Here is a 15,107-nt window from a genome sequence, read left to right as displayed (position 1 = left end):
GAGCCACGACGGGAGCGGTGATCAGGCCGCAGGCTTCTCAGCGTTGTCCTCGTTAGCGAGGAGGTGGATCAACGCGCGCTTGATGGCGGCCTGCCGTGTCGGCGCAGTGATCTGCGCGCCGAGCAGATCGGTCACATAAAACACGTCGCGTGCACGTTCGCCGAAGGTCGCCACATGCGCTGAGGCGATATTGAGATTGAGCTTCGAGATCGCGGTGGTCAGTTGATAGAGCAGGCCGGGGCGGTCGAGCCCTGACACCTCGATCACGGTGTAGCGGTCCGACCACTGATTGTTGATGATGACTTCAGGCTCGACAACGAACGGCTTCAAACGCGCCTTTGCAGAGCTGCGCTTCGCCATAACGTCCGGCAATCGAAGTTTGCCTTCCAGCACCTGCTCAATGGTGTCGCCGATGCGGGTCGCGCGCCGTCCCTCGTCCTCGTCGCGATCGTATTCGCGCGAAATCGCAATGGTATCGAGCGCGATGCCGTCGGTCGTGGTGTAAATCTGCGCGTCAACGATGTTGGCGCCGGCAGACGCACATGCGCCGGCGATGATCGACAGCAGCCATGGATGGTCCGGCGCCAGGATCGTCAGCTCCGTGACGGCGCGTGCTTCGTCGAAGCCGACATTGACCGCCAGTTTATGTCCACTTGCTTCGCTTGCCTTGACGAAACGGGCATGGCGGATCTTGCGCGCCAGGTCGACCTTCATCCAGTAGGCCGGGTAATGACGCGCGATGTAGGCGTCGAGTTCCTTCTCGGGCCACTCGGTGAACGCCGCGCGGAATTCGGCTTGTGCGTGCTTGATTCGCTGAGCGCGGTTGACTTCCGAGAAGCCGCCCGTCAGCACCGGCTCGGTCTCATAATAGAGCGTGCGGATCAGCTGCGCCTTCCAGCCGTTCCAGACACCAGGGCCGACGCCGCGGATGTCTGCGGTGGTGAGGATTGTCAGCAGCTTCATTTGCTCGACGGATTGCACGACAGCCGCGAAGTTCTCGATGGTCTTGCGGTCGGACAAGTCACGTGACTGTGCCACCGTGGACATGGTCAGGTGCTCTTCGATCAGCCAGGCGATCAGTTCGGTCTCTGCGGCGTTGAAGCCGAAACGCGGACACAGCCGCCGTGCGACCTTGGCCCCCGCGATCGAATGATCCTCAGGTCGTCCTTTCGCGATGTCGTGCAGAAACACCGCCATGTAGAGCACCGCGCGATGCTCGGGGCGGATCTTCCGCATCAGGTCGCTGGCAACCGTGAACTCTTCGTTGCCGCCACGCTCGATGTCCTGAAGGATACCGATACAACGCAGCAGATGCTCATCCACCGTGTAGTGATGATACATGTTGAACTGCATCATCGACACGATCTGGCCAAAGGCGCGGATGAAACGGCCCAGCACGCCGGCCTCGTTCATGCGCCGGAGCACGATCTCCGAATCGTTCGACGTCAAAATTTCGAGGAACAGCTGATTGGCCTCGGGATTCTCGCGGAGCTTCTGGTTGACGAGATTAAGTGAGCGCGTGGCCGAGCGCATCGCATCCGGGTGGAACGCCAGATTGTTTTTCTGCGCCAGCCGGAAGATGCGGATCAGGTTGACGGGATCGCGCTTGAAAACGTCGGGCACCGCCAGATTGATGCGGTTGTTGTCGATGATGAAATCTTCGCCACCCGGCACGCGGCCGCGCTTTCGGCCGGGACGTAGCCGCGCCATCACCCGGCTCAGCACCGGTGCAGGCTTGGCTTCCTGGTCTTCGAGCTTGGCGCACAGGATCGCGGTCAGGTCGCCGACTTCCTTAGCGATCAGGAAGTAGTGCTTCATGAAGCGCTCGACGTCCTGCATGCCGGGATGCGAGGTGTAGCCGAGCCGCTGCGCGATCTCGCGCTGCATTTCAAACGACAGGCGCTCTTCCGGGCGGCCCGTATAGAAATGCATATTGCAGCGGACCGACCACAGGAAATCCTCGCAGCGGCGGAACGTGCGGTACTCCTGCGCATCGAACACGCCGCGCTGGACGAGGTCTTCGGTTTCGCGGACGCGATAGACGTATTTGGCGATCCAGAACAGCGTATGCAGGTCACGCAGGCCGCCCTTGCCGTCTTTGACGTTAGGCTCGACCAGATAGCGCGATTGGCCCGCGCGGCGGTGGCGCTCCTCGCGCTCGGCAAGTTTTGCGGCGACGAATTCGGCCGCCGTGCCCTGCACGACCTCTTTGTCGAACCGCGTAACCAGCTCCTCATAAAGCGCGGTGTCGCCGGTGAGGAAGCGCGTTTCCAGCACTGATGTGCGGATCGTCATATCGGCGCGCGCCTGCCGGATCGATTCATCTACCGAGCGCGTCGCGTGACCGACCTTCAGCCCCATGTCCCACAGGCAATAGAGAATGGCTTCGGCGACCTGCTCGCCCCAGGCCGTCTGCTTGTAGGGCAGGATGAACAGCAGATCGATGTCGGATTCCGGCGCCATCAGGCCGCGGCCATAGCCGCCGGTCGCGATAACAGCCATTCGCTCGGAGTCCGATGGAGTCGGCGAGTGATAGAGGTGTCGGGTCGCCGCGTTGAACAGGATGCGGATGATTTCGTCCTGAACGAAACAAAGCCACTCCGCGCAGCGTCGTCCGTGGCGGTCTTTCAGCAGTTGAACCTGTGCGGCCTCGCGCGCTGCGGCGAGTTCGCCCTTGAGCAACTGAGCCATGGCGGAGCGGAAAAGGTCGTCGTTGCCGGCGTGCTTGTCGGCAAGCGCGCTGATTGCGGCAGCGATGCGGGCGCTGTCGAAGACCGTTTCGGGATCTGGCGGGAGGGTGACCGCAACATTGTCCATAACAACCGAAATATCGGACAGTGAAAGCGGTGTCATCAAGGGATTAGTCATCCAACGTCATCTGTTCTCATTTTCCAACAATTCAAGGAATGTCGTTCCTTCCCGGGCGCAATTCAGACAGTTATTTTCTCATTGACGTTGATCGATTAACTTATTGAAATGAAACAAATAATTCAGTGCCTTTGGCCTCTGTCAAATTGCTGCGGGATATGAGATTGCAGCGTCTACAAGATTGAACACACCACACGGAGAAGATGATGTCCCAGTTCACCCGACGCGCGTTTGCCGCGATCATCGCAGGCGCGGCGCTTGCGCCAGGCGCCTTGTTCGCCGCCGATGCGCCGAAGCAGATCGCGATCGATTGGGCGACCTACAATCCGGTGTCTATCGTGCTGAAGGAAAAGGGGCTGCTGGAAAAGGAGTTTGCCAAGGACGGGATCAAGATCGTCTGGGTGCAGTCCGCGGGCTCCAACAAGGCGCTTGAATTCTTGAATGCCGGGTCGATCGATTTCGGCTCGTCCGCGGGATCCGCCGCGCTGGTCGCCAAGATCAACGGCAACCCGATCAAGTCCGTTTACGTTTTTTCGCGCCCGGAATGGACCGCGCTGGTAACGACCAAGGATTCCAAGATCGAGAAAGTCGCGGATCTGAAGGGCAAGCGCGTCGCCGTTACGCGTGGCACCGATCCGCACATTTTCCTGGTGCGTGCGTTGCTTGAGGCGGGCCTGACCGAAAAGGACATCACGCCAGTGTTGCTGCAGCATGCCGATGGCAAGACCGCGCTCATTCGCGGCGATGTCGATGCGTGGGCCGGTCTCGATCCGATGATGGCGCAGGCGGAAATCGAGGATGGTGCCAAGTTGTTCTACCGCAAGCCGGAAGCTAACACCTGGGGCATTCTCAACGTTCGCGAGGAATTCCTGAAAACCTATCCGGACATCACGCGCCGCGTGCTCGCCGTTTATGAAGAGGCGCGCAAATATTCGCTCAGCCACTACGATGAGCTCAAGCAGGGTTTCAAGACCGCCACCAAGCTTCCTGACGTGGTGATCGACAAGCAGCTCAAGGAGCGCACCGAGCTGACGCATAACCGTATCGGCGCGCCGCAGCGTGAATCGATCCTGGCGGCAGGCCTCGCCCTTCAGCAGGCGGGGGTCATCCAGTCCAGCGTGGATGTGAAGGCGGCGGTCGATTCCCTGATCGACGATCAGGTTCCGCTGCCGACGAACTGAGATACGTTAACGACGATCAACAGCCTGTACGGTCCTCGCCGTACAGGCTGTTGTTATGAAAGGGGTCTTGCAATCCGGAGCATTTGCGCGTTTTTGCTGTGGCCATGACACTCGAAAATCCAGCTCTTGAGGCCGGCGTGGCCACGCGGCGTCCCGCCGGGCGCCTGCAACGCATTGCGCGGCCTGCCATCGGCCTGCTGTTGCCGCTCGGGCTGGCGGTGGCGTGGGAGCTCGCGGTGCGGCTTGGCTATTCCAATGGCCGCCTTGTGCCGCCGCCAAGCCGGATCTGGGAGACCCTTGTGGAGCTCTCGGCCAGTGGTGAATTGAGCCGGCATGTGATCGCGACCATGAGCCGCGTCGGCGCGGGTTTCGGTATCGGCGTTTTGGCAGGGACGGTCTTCGGAGCGGTCTGTGGCTACTGGTCACTGGCGCGGCGGTTGGTCGATCCGACTTTGCAGGCGTTGCGCGCGATTCCGTCCATGGCGTGGATCCCGCTTTTCATCCTGTGGCTCGGCATCTTTGAAACATCAAAAGTAGCGTTGATCGCAGTCGGTGTATTTTTCCCGATCTATCTCGGCGTCATGGATGCGATCCTTGGGATTGATCGCAAGATCATCGAGGTTGGCCGCACATTCCGGCTCAGCGGGTTTGCCATGATCAGGCGCATCCTTCTGCCTGCGGTATTGCCCGCCTTTATTGTTTCGTTGCGAACAGGCCTTGGGCTCGGATGGATGTTCGTGGTCGCTGCCGAATTCATGGGCGCATCCGAAGGTGTCGGCTTTCTGCTGACCGACGGACAGCAACTCGGCAAGCCCGCGCAGATCATGGCCGCAATCATTGTGTTCGCGATCCTCGGCAAGACCACCGACTGGCTGATCCAGTTTGCCGCCAAACCATTTTTGCGCTGGCAGGATTCTTTCAGCTCGCATGCGGAGAGGGCTTGAGATGCTGACTCTCGATCATGTCGGCAAGGTTTATCCCAACGGCGTCCATGCGCTCGAAGGGTTTTCGGCGCGGATCAAGCTCGGCGAGATCATCGCGATCATCGGTGGCTCCGGCTGCGGCAAGTCGACACTGCTGCGTGCCATTTCGGGCCTTGAACGCGCGACGACCGGCGAGATTACGCTGGACGGCATGTCGATCACGGCGCCGCATGAAAAGGTGGGCATTATCTTTCAGGAGCCGCGGTTGCTTCCGTGGTTGAGCGTCGCCGACAATGTCGGCTTCGGCATCATGCATTTGCCAACTGCTGAGCGTCAGCAAAAGATTGATCGAGCATTGGAGCGCGTTGGCCTCGCTGACAAGGCCAAGGCATGGCCCCGCGAATTGTCCGGCGGGCAGGCGCAGCGCGTAGCAATCGCACGGGCTCTCGTGCCGTCACCCGAAGTGCTGCTGCTTGACGAACCTTTCTCGGCGCTCGATGCATTTACGCGCACAGATCTGCAGGATCATCTCCTTGATCTGTGGGCTGATACTAAGCCGACGCTCATTCTTGTCACTCATGACGTCGATGAAGCCGTCGTGCTCGCCGACCGCGTGATGGTGATGCGTCCACGGCCCGGCCGCCTGTTCGAGGAGATCAGGGTTGAGTTGACGCGTCCGCGTGATCGCACGTCGCCATTGTTCGAAGCCGTCAAGCGAAAGGTGCTGACGGCATTGGACCGTTCACTTGACCGTGCGAAGCCCGGTAGCGAGCAGCCTGTGGCAGGCGCGGCCATGTGGTGGTAACACCGCGTACAGAAATCGTTTCGATCATCGTTCTTGGAGCAGTCAGATGGACTCAACCGAACTCCGCGCTATGCAGGCCCCGATCAAGGATCGCTACAAGTCAGATCCGAACGCCGCTTTCATCACCTTGAAAGCCCATGGCTCGCTGGAAAGCGAAGGCATCGCTTGCAAGGTTGAAACCGGTCGCGCCATGGCTGCGGTTGCAGGTCTGCACCCGGCCACCGGCGGCTCCGGTCTCGAATTGTGTTCGGGCGACATGTTGCTCGAGGCGCTGGTGGCTTGCGCCGGCGTGACGCTGAAATCTGTGGCAACAGCGATCGATGCGCCGCTGAAGTCCGGCAACGTCAGCGCCGAAGGCGATCTCGATTTCCGCGGTACGCTCGGCGTCGATAAGGAAGCGCCGGTGGGCTTTGCGGAAATTCGTCTCCGCTTCGATGTCGATACCGACGCGCCGCAGGAAAAGCTCGATCAGTTGCTGAAGCTCACCGAGCGTTACTGCGTGGTGTATCAGACCATCAAGAATGGTCCGAAGACCAGCGTCTCAATCAACCGGATCTGATCGAGTTATTTCGGCAGCTTCGCCTTCAAGGCATACAACGCTTCAAGTGCATCCCGCGGCGACATGTCGTCGGGATGCAATGCGTTGAGCGCTTCGACAAGCTGATCGGCCGGGCTCGGCGGCTGCGGTTCTGATGTCGCGCGTGCGGTCACGGCAAACAACGGCAAGTCGTCTGCAAGCGCTCGCGCGGTCGATCCACGATCCTGCGCTTCCAGTTTGGTCAGAACAGATTTCGCCCGCGCAATCACCGCCGCGGGGAGACCTGCGAGTTTCGCCACCTGAATGCCGTAAGAGCGATCGGCTGCGCCGGGCAGCACCTCGTGCAGGAAGACGACGTCTCCCTGCCATTCTTTGACGCGCACGGTCGCGTTGAACAGGCGCGGCAGGTTTGCCGAGAGTGCTGTCAGCTCATGATAATGCGTGGCGAACAGCGCGCGGCAGCGATTGCTTTCATGCAGATGTTCGATGGAGGCCCAGGCGATCGACAAGCCGTCGAAGGTCGACGTGCCACGTCCGATTTCGTCGAGAATGACCAGCGCGCGTTCGCTCGCTTGATTGAGGATAGCCGCGGTTTCGACCATCTCCACCATAAAGGTCGAGCGTCCGCGCGCGAGGTCATCCGCCGCGCCAACGCGCGAAAACAGTCGATCGACGATGCCGATATGTGCGAGCTTCGCCGGCACGAAGCTTCCCATTTGAGCGAGGAGCGCAATCAGAGCGTTCTGCCGCAGGAAGGTCGATTTACCAGCCATGTTCGGACCAGTGATCAGCCAGATCTGTCCTGACGATTGCGAGGGGCCGGGCGACAGATCGCAGGCGTTGGCAATGAACGGCTGGCCGTCGCGCTTGAGAGATTGTTCGACGACAGGATGCCGTCCGCCCTCGATGGAGAATTTCAGCGAATTGTCGACGACAGGGCGCACGTAGTTTTCGTCGATTGCGAGCTTCGCAAGTGACGATGTGACGTCCAGCAGTGCAAAGGCATGCGCCGCGGCGCGCAGATCGTCTCCCGCGGCAATTGCCTTCGCGCACAGCCGGTCGAAAATCTCCAGTTCAAGACCGAGCGCTCGCTCGCCGGCGTTGGCAATCTTGGCTTCGATCTCGCCCAGTTCAGTGGTGGTGAAGCGCACCTGTCCCGCAAGCGTCTGGCGATGGATGAAGGTGGCGTTCAGCGGCGCCGTCATCAGCTTGTCGCCGTGCTGCGCGGTGACCTCGACAAAGTAACCCAGCACGTTGTTGTGGCGGATCTTCAACGCCTTGATGCCGGTATCGTCGGCGTAACGGGCCTGCATTGCGGCGACCACGAGCCGCGACGCGTCACGCAAATTGCGTGTCTCATCAAGATTTGAATCATAGCCCTGACGCACGAACCCGCCATCCCGCTTGAGCAGCGGCAGATCCTCAGCAAGGCCGCGTGCGAATTCCTGGGCGAGGTCGCGTGAGGGCCGGCGTAGCGCATCGAGCGCCATGTGGATATCGCGCGGCAGATCGGCGATGCGCGAGAGCCGCTCCACCACCTGATCAGCCGCCAGCACACCGTCGCGCAGGGCGGCGAGATCGCGCGGTCCACCTCGCCCGACTGACAACCGCGCCAGTGCGCGCGAGATATCCGGTGCCGCGCGCAGGATGCCGCGAAGATCTTCCCGTGCAGCACTGTCGTGCGTGAACAGTGCGATGGCATCGAGGCGATGGCCGATTGTCGCGCTGTCCATCAATGGCGCGGCAAGCCGTTGCGCAAGCAGTCGCGATCCGGCCGCGGTGACGGTGCAGTCGATGGCGTCGAGCAACGATCCGCGTCGTTCACCCGATAGCGTACGCGTGAGTTCGAGGTTGGCCCGGGTTGCTGGATCGATCGCCACGGTGGTGCCGGCAGCTTCGTGCGCCGGTGGCGACAACGGCGGGCGTTTGCCGACTTGCGTGCGATCGATATAGGTCACGGCTGCGGCTGCAGCGGTCGCTTCCAGCCGCGACATCGCGCCAAAGCCGTCCATGGTGGCGACGGCGAAATAGTCGCAGAGCCTTCGCTCGGCGGTCGCAGCGTCGAACACGTCGCGGGTCAGCGGAGTGACAGCGGGCAAGGCTCGGAACAGCGCGGCGAGTTCGGGGTCGCTATATAAGGCGTCGGTGACGATCACTTCGTTCGGATTGATGCGCGCCAGCGTCGCGCCCAACTCCGCTGTGCTGCATTCGGTGACAATGAATTCCGACGTGGAGATATCGATCCATGCGAGGCCAATGCGATCGCCGCCGGACGCGGATGAACGGGCCCGTGCGATGGCCAGCAGGTAATTGTTGGTTCTGGCGTCGAGCAGCGTATCTTCGGTCAAAGTGCCCGGCGTCACAAGCCGCACCACATCGCGGCGGACCACGCTTTTGTTGCCGCGCTTACGGGCCGCGGCAGGGTCTTCCATCTGTTCGCAGACGGCGACGCGATGTCCCAGGGCAATCAGCCGGTGCAGATAGTCGTCGGCCCGCTCGACCGGCACGCCGCACATTGGGATGTCCTGGCCGAGATGCTTGCCCCGCTTGGTGAGCGTGATGCCGAGGGAGCGCGATGCGATCTCGGCATCCTCGAAGAACAATTCATAAAAATCGCCCATTCGGTAAAACAGAAGCAGGCCGCCGGGATTGGCGGCCTTGATGTCGAGATACTGTTCCATCATCGGCGTGACGCGGCTGGCCGCCTCCGGTGAGGTGGCTTCGGTCTCGATGGGGGCGGGGGGTGTCGAATGGATTGTCATGCGGGCAAAACTATCAAAGTTTTCGGCCCTGTTGGGGCGTTGAGACTGTGTTTTCCACGTTCCTAGATGCCGTCGGCATAGCCGATCTGCTCGAAACCGAGGCCGGTTGAGCATCGATTGTTTGACGCGGCGGATGGGCCTTCCTAAAACTCACGCCAATTTCGATGCGGTCGTTCCGTCCGCTTGGCATTCAGGGAGCAAACAATGCGTGATGTTTACATTTGTGACGCGGTGCGTACGCCGATCGGACGTTTTGGCGGTTCACTGGCCAAGGTGCGTACGGACGATCTCGCAGCCGCGCCGATCAAGACCTTGATGGCGCGCAATCCCAATGTCGATTGGACCGCGCTGGATGAAGTCGCCTTCGGTTGCGCCAATCAGGCCGGTGAGGACAACCGCAACGTGGCGCGCATGGCACTGTTGCTTGCGGGTCTTCCGGACAGCATTCCGGGCGTGACCCTCAATCGTTTGTGCGCCTCGGGTCTCGATGCAGTCGGCGGCATGGCACGTGCGATCCGCGCGGGCGAAATCGACTTTGCGATCGCCGGCGGCGTTGAGTCCATGACGCGCGCGCCATTCGTGACCGGTAAGGCAGAGCAGCCCTTCCAGCGGACGGTTGAAACTTATGACACCACGATTGGCTGGCGTTTCATCAATCCGCTGATGAAGCAGCAGTACGGCGTCGATTCGATGCCGGAAACCGGCGAGAACGTGGCAGAGGACTACCAGATCTCGCGCGCCGATCAGGACGCGTTCGCGATTCGCTCGCAGCAGCGTGCGGGCAAGGCGATCGCCGCGGGATATTTCGCCGAGGAAATCACACCGATCACGGTTCCCGGCGGCAAGGCAGGCCCTATCGTCGTCGACAAGGACGAACATCCGCGTCCCGAAACCACCATTGAAGGGCTGGCGAAACTGAAGCCTGTGGTTCGCCCGAACGGCACCGTCACCGCCGGCAACGCCTCCGGCGTCAATGACGGCGCTGCGGCTATGATCTTGGCATCCGAAGAGGCCGTGAAGAAGCATGGCCTCGCGCCGCGTGCGCGCATCCTCGGTCTGGCATCGGCAGGCGTTGCGCCGCGCGTGATGGGGATTGGTCCGGTACCTGCGGTGCAGAAGCTGCTCGGACGTCTCGGTCTCAAGATCACTGACATTGATCTCATCGAACTCAACGAAGCCTTCGCCTCACAGGGCATCGCGGTGCTGCGTCAGCTCGGCGTCAAGGAAGACGCTGACTTCGTGAATCCGCATGGTGGAGCCATCGCGCTCGGTCACCCGCTCGGTATGAGCGGTGCGCGTCTGGCGATGACCGCAGTTCACGGCTTGGAAAAGCGCGGTGGCAAGTACGCCATTGCCACCATGTGCGTGGGCGTTGGCCAAGGCGTTGCGGCAGCGATCGAGAAGTTGAACTGATCTTCTCGCTGAAAAGCGGTCTCAAAAAAAGCACGATCAACGGTCACCCGCTGATCGTGCTTTTTGTTTGAGGTAGAGACGTGAGCCGTACAGACGTTGTTGCTTGGCCGTGATCGTGGTTAGTCCATGACCGCCGCATGATCCGCTGACTGGGCTTGCTGCCGCATGGCGGCCTTGCTCGACCCGATCATGAGCGCGAGCGGGATCGCCAATAGCGTCACGATCATCACCATCTGATAGTCGCGCGAGAACGCGATGATCTGTGCCTGAACCTGCAGCAAAACATCCGCGATAGCGCGACCGGAATCAGTCTGCATGTTGAGGATGCCGGCCACGTCCGGCATCTGCATCGCGTGGTTAAACGGCGTGACGTGTTCGTTGAGAACGGCGTAAGCCTCACGGCCGCCTTCGGTCAGCTTCGCGATGACGACGGAAATGCCGATCGAGCTGGCGACGTTGCGCACCAGGGTCAGCATCGCGGTGCCGTCGGTCCGCAGATGATTGGGTAGCGTCAGGAAGGCGACGGTCGAGAGCGGCACGAACACCAGCCCCAGACCGAAGCCCTGGGCAATGCTGACAATGACAATTGTCGGCACACCAGTTTGATCTGTCCAGCCCGTCATGAAGAACAGCGAAACCGACATGAGGATCATGCCGCTCGCGATCAGCGTGCGGGCTTCGATATATTTCATGATGCGGCCCACCAACATCATTGCGACGAATGTGCCGAGGCCGCGCGTGGCCAGCAGCAGGCCGGCGGTCATGATCGGATAGCCGATGACGTTCTGCAGATAAGGCGATGCCAGCGCCATGGTGCTGTAGAGCACGAGACCCATCACCGCCATGAAGACGCAGCCGCCGATGAAGTTGCGGTCCTTGAAGATTGCGAACTGGATGAATGGCTGCTTGGTCGTGAACGAATGCGCGAAGAAGTAGTAGAAGCCGATCATTGCGATGATCGATTCCGCCACGATTTCAGGTGATTCAAGCCAGCCCAGCTGTTCGCCGCGGTCCAGCGCGAGCTGCATCGAGCCGATGCCGATTGCCAGTGCAAGAAAGCCGAACCAGTCGAAGCGGAGTTCGAGGTTGAGCTTGGTTTCGTCCATAAAGGCGAGAAGGCCCAGCACCGTGACGATGCCGAATGGCAAGTTCACGAAAAATACCCAGTGCCAGGAATAGGTTTCGGTGAGCCATGCGCCGAGGGAGGGGCCCATGATCGGTCCCAGCATCACGCCCATGCCCCAGATGGACATCGCCTTCGCGCGTTCATGCAGTGCGTAGGAATCAAGCATCACCGCTTGCGAGAGCGGCACGAGGGCCGCGCCGAACACGCCCTGCAGCAGGCGAAATAGGACCATCTGCGTGATGTCCTGCGCGAGGCCGCACATCACTGATGCGACCGTGAAGCCGGCCGAGCAGATGATGAAGATCTTTTTGCGTCCGAAGCGATTGGCGATCCAGCCGACTGGGGCGGTCATAATGGCTGCAGCAACAATGTAGGATGTCAGCACCCAGTTGATCTGATCCTGCGATGCGGACAGCGTGCCCTGCATGTAGGGCAGCGCCACGTTTGCGATCGTTGTGTCGAGGGCCTGCATGATGGTCGCGGTCATCGCGCAGACCGTGACCATGTTTCGGCGAAGACCCGGGACCGCCGCCGTGGAGGTGGCGGAGGCGGTCACCGGGTTTCCTCCTGCGCCGATGCGGAGGAGAGGCCGAGAAGGCCAGCAAGTGAGCGCTGATGTCCGGTGTCGATCCAGACATACGTGCTCATCCCAGCCTTGAGCTTCTTTACGGCGGCATCATGAGTGTCGAAATAAATCCGGACCGGAACACGCTGCACGACCTTCACGAAGTTCCCGGTCGAGTTCTGCGGTGGCAGAATAGCGAACTGCGCGCCAGTTCCTGGACTCAGTGAGCCAACGGTTCCTTTGAAGCTATGATCAGGAAACGCATCCACTGATAGCGTAACCTGCTGTCCTTTCGCTACGTAAGTGAGATCGGACTCCTTCAAATTCGCGTCAACCCACGGTGAAGAGTCGTCGATCACGCTGAACACTGGTGTGCCAGCCGCGACAAAACGGCCGAGCTGAATCTGGTCGACTTGCGTGGCGGTGCCGCTCATCGGCGCGCGCAAAACGGTGTGATCGAGATTGCGCTGTGCCTGATCAAGTGCAGCTTTCGCCTGCGCGTAAGGCGGGAATTGCTCCAGCGGCAGATCCGGATTGCCGAGCAGTTGGTTTTTCGAATTCGCCGTCTGCTGCTGCAGCAGTTCAAGCTGTGCGCGCGCAAGAACGAGATTGGTCGTGGCGGTGTCGAGATCGAGCTGCGATCCAGCGCTGCTTTTCACAAGTGTCGCTTTGCGATCGACGTCGCGTTGCTTCAGGTCGACGCCCTGCTGCGCAAGCTCAAGCAACTGCGTGTAAGAGTTATAATTGGATTTCAGGTTGTCGTAGGTCGTCTTGGCCTGTTCAAGAGCAGCCCTGGCTTGCTGCAAGGCAAAGCGGAATGGGACGGGATCGATTTCAAACAGGACGTCATTGACGGTGACGTGCTGGCCTTCTTTGACGACGACCTTATCGATCTTCCCGGAGATGTCCGGCGTGATCAGCACTTTCTGTGCGCCGACATAGGCATCATCTGTCGTCGCATAGCGTCCGCCGGACAAATAAAATGCAACGCCACCGACAATCGCAATCAATGGCACAACAACGAGCAGCAGCGTGCGCCGTCGTTCGCGCACGGTCTGACGCCACCCCTTTCGCTGATTGCCCGGCGCAGGTTCTTTGTCCTGCGCTTTCTGTTCAGCAGGAAATTTGACGACCTGGTCAGCCATAATGCTGGTCCTTCAGTTTATTGTCGGCGCTCTGTAATGCATCGCGCACATTGTTTTTGATGGCTTCGAGTTGGCGCACGAGATCGTTCGCCTCCTCAGTATTGAAGTTGTTCAAGGCGGTCCCGGTGATATCTGCGCGCAGCTCGCCAAGTTTTTCGAGCAGGGGCCGCGCCGCCGGGCGCAAGTACAGCCGATTGACGCGACGATCCTTGGCGTCTTCGCGCCGCTCGATCAGGTCGTTCTCACATAACCTGTCGATCAGGCGAGTTAGCGTGATGGGCTGAACTTCCAGCAACTCCGCGAGCTCGGACTGCTTGAGACCTTCGGTTCGCTCCAGTTTAGCCAGCACGCCCCATTGGGCTTTGGTGATGCCGTAGGGGGCGGCCCGCTTCTCCGCGAGCAGCCGCAGCAGGCGCTGCGTCTCGAACAGCATAAAAAGAAAATCGGTTTGGCTCTTGGGCATGGGCGCTTCTTGGTAAGCTTTGGCTATAATAAGCAAGGCTTACTAATTTGCGAGGCGACGAATCCAGATACGAGACCTGCGAATGACGCATACCAAAAGAAAAATCTCACAATTTCAGGTAGATAAGCCGGGTTAGGCCCACTCGACGCCGGATTCTGCGGCCAGATCGATGCTGCTGGTGCGGCCGATCTTGTCGAAATGGGTGTCGAGGAACCGCTTTGCAGCCCGGATGCCGGCCCGGTGCAGAAGCTCGAAGAACTCGTAATCGGTCTTCAATTTGCTGGAGGCCGCCAATCGCGTACCGAGACCGCCGAGATCGATGCGGTGGATGTTCAAGCGCCGGTACTGATCCTTGCCGGTCCCGCGCGGCAGCCGGCCATCGTCGATCAGCTGATTGACGAAATCCATCGTGCGCAATTCCGAGATCAGCGCCGAGTTGAAGGTGATTTCATTGAGACGGTTGATGATCTCGGCGGATGTGCGCGGCGTGGTGGTGCGAGAGACCGGGTTGATCTGGACGACGAGCACATCCTCGGCTTCCGTCGTCTGCAGAAACGGGAAGATGGCCGGATTGCCCATATAGCCGCCGTCCCAATAGGGGACGCCGTCGATTTCCACAGCACGAAACAGGAAAGGCAGCGCCGCCGACGCCATCACCACATCGGCGGTGATTCTATCGCCAGCGAAGATGCGCAGGCGTCCGGTGTGAACATTGGTCGTCGAGATATAGAGTGCGAGATCGGTGTTGCTGCGAAGCGCTTCAAAATCCACGAAACGCGCGATCAGGTCGCTGAGCGGATTGATGTTCAGCGGATTGAGTTCGTAGGGCGAAAAATAGCGCGCCATGGTTTCGAACCAGCTTTGCACGGGCGTCGCCGCAAAAGGCATCATCGAGAACAAGCGGTCGGTCAGTGCACGCTGAACCGGCGGCAGATCGCCGCCCGTGCTTGCCGCGCGCCAGAAATCGGCGAGACGTTTGCGCGCTTCTTCCGCTCCGCCGCGCGTCAGGCCATCAGCAAGCATCACGGCATTAACGGCGCCTGCTGAAGCGCCGGAAATTCCGGTGATTTCCAGGCGGCCATCGGCGAGGAGGTGATCGAGCACGCCCCACGTAAAGGCGCCGTGAGAACCGCCGCCCTGGAGTGCGAGATTGATCTTCTTGGCTGCGCTGACTTTGCGCGCGCCGCTAAAATTCCATGGCGAAAGATTATCGAGATAGGATTTGAGCGTGGTCGCCATGGTCGATGATCTCTCTAAATGGCGGAAGCCGGTTCCAGCAGGTGACGTTTTCGTCGGCGCTGGATGATTTGGGAGTTCG

11 protein-coding genes are annotated in these 15,107 nt (G+C 60.3%); 5 read left to right on the top strand and 6 right to left on the bottom strand.

Features of this window, described 5'->3' with window-relative positions; translation table 11 throughout:
• Positions 1 to 21: 21 nt before the first annotated feature.
• The gene (locus ACZ5C3_RS27655) at positions 22 to 2,817 is read right to left on the bottom strand and encodes a [protein-PII] uridylyltransferase (protein ID WP_464044806.1); all 2,796 of its coding nucleotides are present in this window, start codon (positions 2,815 to 2,817) and stop codon (positions 22 to 24) included.
• A 257-nt stretch (positions 2,818 to 3,074) separates the two neighbouring features.
• On the opposite strand from ACZ5C3_RS27655, the gene ACZ5C3_RS27650 reads away from it, so the two are divergent.
• The 4 genes from ACZ5C3_RS27650 to ACZ5C3_RS27635 all read left to right on the top strand — a co-directional run bounded on the left by ACZ5C3_RS27650 (position 3,075) and on the right by ACZ5C3_RS27635 (position 6,336).
• On the top strand, positions 3,075 to 4,049 hold the full coding sequence (locus tag ACZ5C3_RS27650; RefSeq protein ID WP_464034270.1) for an aliphatic sulfonate ABC transporter substrate-binding protein: 975 nt from the start codon (positions 3,075 to 3,077) through the stop codon (positions 4,047 to 4,049).
• A gap of 98 nt (positions 4,050 to 4,147) precedes the next feature.
• Positions 4,148 to 4,993 carry an ABC transporter permease gene (locus ACZ5C3_RS27645; protein WP_464034269.1) on the top strand — a complete coding sequence of 282 codons (846 nt, stop codon included), beginning with the start codon at positions 4,148 to 4,150 and terminating at the stop codon, positions 4,991 to 4,993.
• 1 nt (position 4,994) lies between these two features.
• Positions 4,995 to 5,777: an ABC transporter ATP-binding protein gene (locus ACZ5C3_RS27640; RefSeq protein WP_464034268.1), complete on the top strand. Its 783-nt coding sequence runs from the start codon at positions 4,995 to 4,997 to the stop codon at positions 5,775 to 5,777.
• Between the two features lie 46 nt (positions 5,778 to 5,823).
• Entirely contained in the window at positions 5,824 to 6,336 is a 513-nt protein-coding gene (locus ACZ5C3_RS27635; protein ID WP_464034267.1) for an OsmC family protein, read from the top strand.
• A 5-nt stretch (positions 6,337 to 6,341) separates the two neighbouring features.
• Here ACZ5C3_RS27635 and mutS read toward each other — a convergent pair whose 3' ends face one another.
• On the bottom strand, positions 6,342 to 9,077 hold the full coding sequence (gene mutS, locus ACZ5C3_RS27630; protein WP_464034266.1) for a DNA mismatch repair protein MutS: 2,736 nt from the start codon (positions 9,075 to 9,077) through the stop codon (positions 6,342 to 6,344).
• Positions 9,078 to 9,281: 204 nt separating this feature from the next.
• Here mutS and pcaF point away from each other — a divergent pair, with 204 nt between their 5' ends.
• The gene (gene pcaF / locus ACZ5C3_RS27625; RefSeq protein WP_464034265.1) at positions 9,282 to 10,490 is read left to right on the top strand and encodes a 3-oxoadipyl-CoA thiolase; all 1,209 of its coding nucleotides are present in this window, start codon (positions 9,282 to 9,284) and stop codon (positions 10,488 to 10,490) included.
• Positions 10,491 to 10,609: 119 nt separating this feature from the next.
• Here the strand turns inward: pcaF and ACZ5C3_RS27620 are convergent, their stop codons facing one another.
• The 4 genes from ACZ5C3_RS27620 to ACZ5C3_RS27605 form a co-directional block, all read right to left on the bottom strand.
• Positions 10,610 to 12,121: an MDR family MFS transporter gene (locus tag ACZ5C3_RS27620; RefSeq protein ID WP_464038452.1), complete on the bottom strand. Its 1,512-nt coding sequence runs from the start codon at positions 12,119 to 12,121 to the stop codon at positions 10,610 to 10,612.
• A gap of 47 nt (positions 12,122 to 12,168) precedes the next feature.
• Entirely contained in the window at positions 12,169 to 13,326 is a 1,158-nt protein-coding gene (locus ACZ5C3_RS27615) for an HlyD family secretion protein (protein ID WP_464034264.1), read from the bottom strand.
• Complete coding sequence (locus tag ACZ5C3_RS27610) at positions 13,319 to 13,789, bottom strand: MarR family winged helix-turn-helix transcriptional regulator (RefSeq protein ID WP_464038451.1); 471 nt, start codon at positions 13,787 to 13,789, stop codon at positions 13,319 to 13,321. Before ACZ5C3_RS27610 ends, ACZ5C3_RS27615 begins: the two co-directional genes overlap by 8 nt.
• Before the next feature lie 132 nt (positions 13,790 to 13,921).
• Positions 13,922 to 15,028, bottom strand: a complete 1,107-nt coding sequence (locus tag ACZ5C3_RS27605) for a patatin-like phospholipase family protein (RefSeq protein ID WP_464034263.1) — start codon at positions 15,026 to 15,028, stop codon at positions 13,922 to 13,924.
• Positions 15,029 to 15,107 lie beyond the last annotated feature (79 nt).

It is taken from the genome of Afipia dichlorophenoxyacetatis (assembly GCF_055386385.1).
Note: the sequence above shows the minus strand (reverse complement) of the source record. Positions and strands in the feature narration are given on the sequence as shown.

Bases quoted from the DNA above. Each gene is read 5' to 3' on its own strand.
- ACZ5C3_RS27615 (WP_464034264.1), bottom strand. From the start codon at position 13,326: ATGGCTGACCAGGTCGTCAAATTTCCTGCTGAACAGAAAGCGCAGGAC.
- pcaF (WP_464034265.1), top strand. From the start codon at position 9,282: ATGCGTGATGTTTACATTTGTGACGCGGTGCGTACGCCGATCGGACGT.
- ACZ5C3_RS27655 (WP_464044806.1), bottom strand. From the start codon at position 2,817: ATGGACAATGTTGCGGTCACCCTCCCGCCAGATCCCGAAACGGTCTTC.
- ACZ5C3_RS27610 (WP_464038451.1), bottom strand. From the start codon at position 13,789: ATGCCCAAGAGCCAAACCGATTTTCTTTTTATGCTGTTCGAGACGCAG.
- mutS (WP_464034266.1), bottom strand. From the start codon at position 9,077: ATGACAATCCATTCGACACCCCCCGCCCCCATCGAGACCGAAGCCACC.
- ACZ5C3_RS27640 (WP_464034268.1), top strand. From the start codon at position 4,995: ATGCTGACTCTCGATCATGTCGGCAAGGTTTATCCCAACGGCGTCCAT.
- ACZ5C3_RS27650 (WP_464034270.1), top strand. From the start codon at position 3,075: ATGTCCCAGTTCACCCGACGCGCGTTTGCCGCGATCATCGCAGGCGCG.
- ACZ5C3_RS27620 (WP_464038452.1), bottom strand. From the start codon at position 12,121: ATGGTCACGGTCTGCGCGATGACCGCGACCATCATGCAGGCCCTCGAC.
- ACZ5C3_RS27635 (WP_464034267.1), top strand. From the start codon at position 5,824: ATGGACTCAACCGAACTCCGCGCTATGCAGGCCCCGATCAAGGATCGC.
- ACZ5C3_RS27605 (WP_464034263.1), bottom strand. From the start codon at position 15,028: ATGGCGACCACGCTCAAATCCTATCTCGATAATCTTTCGCCATGGAAT.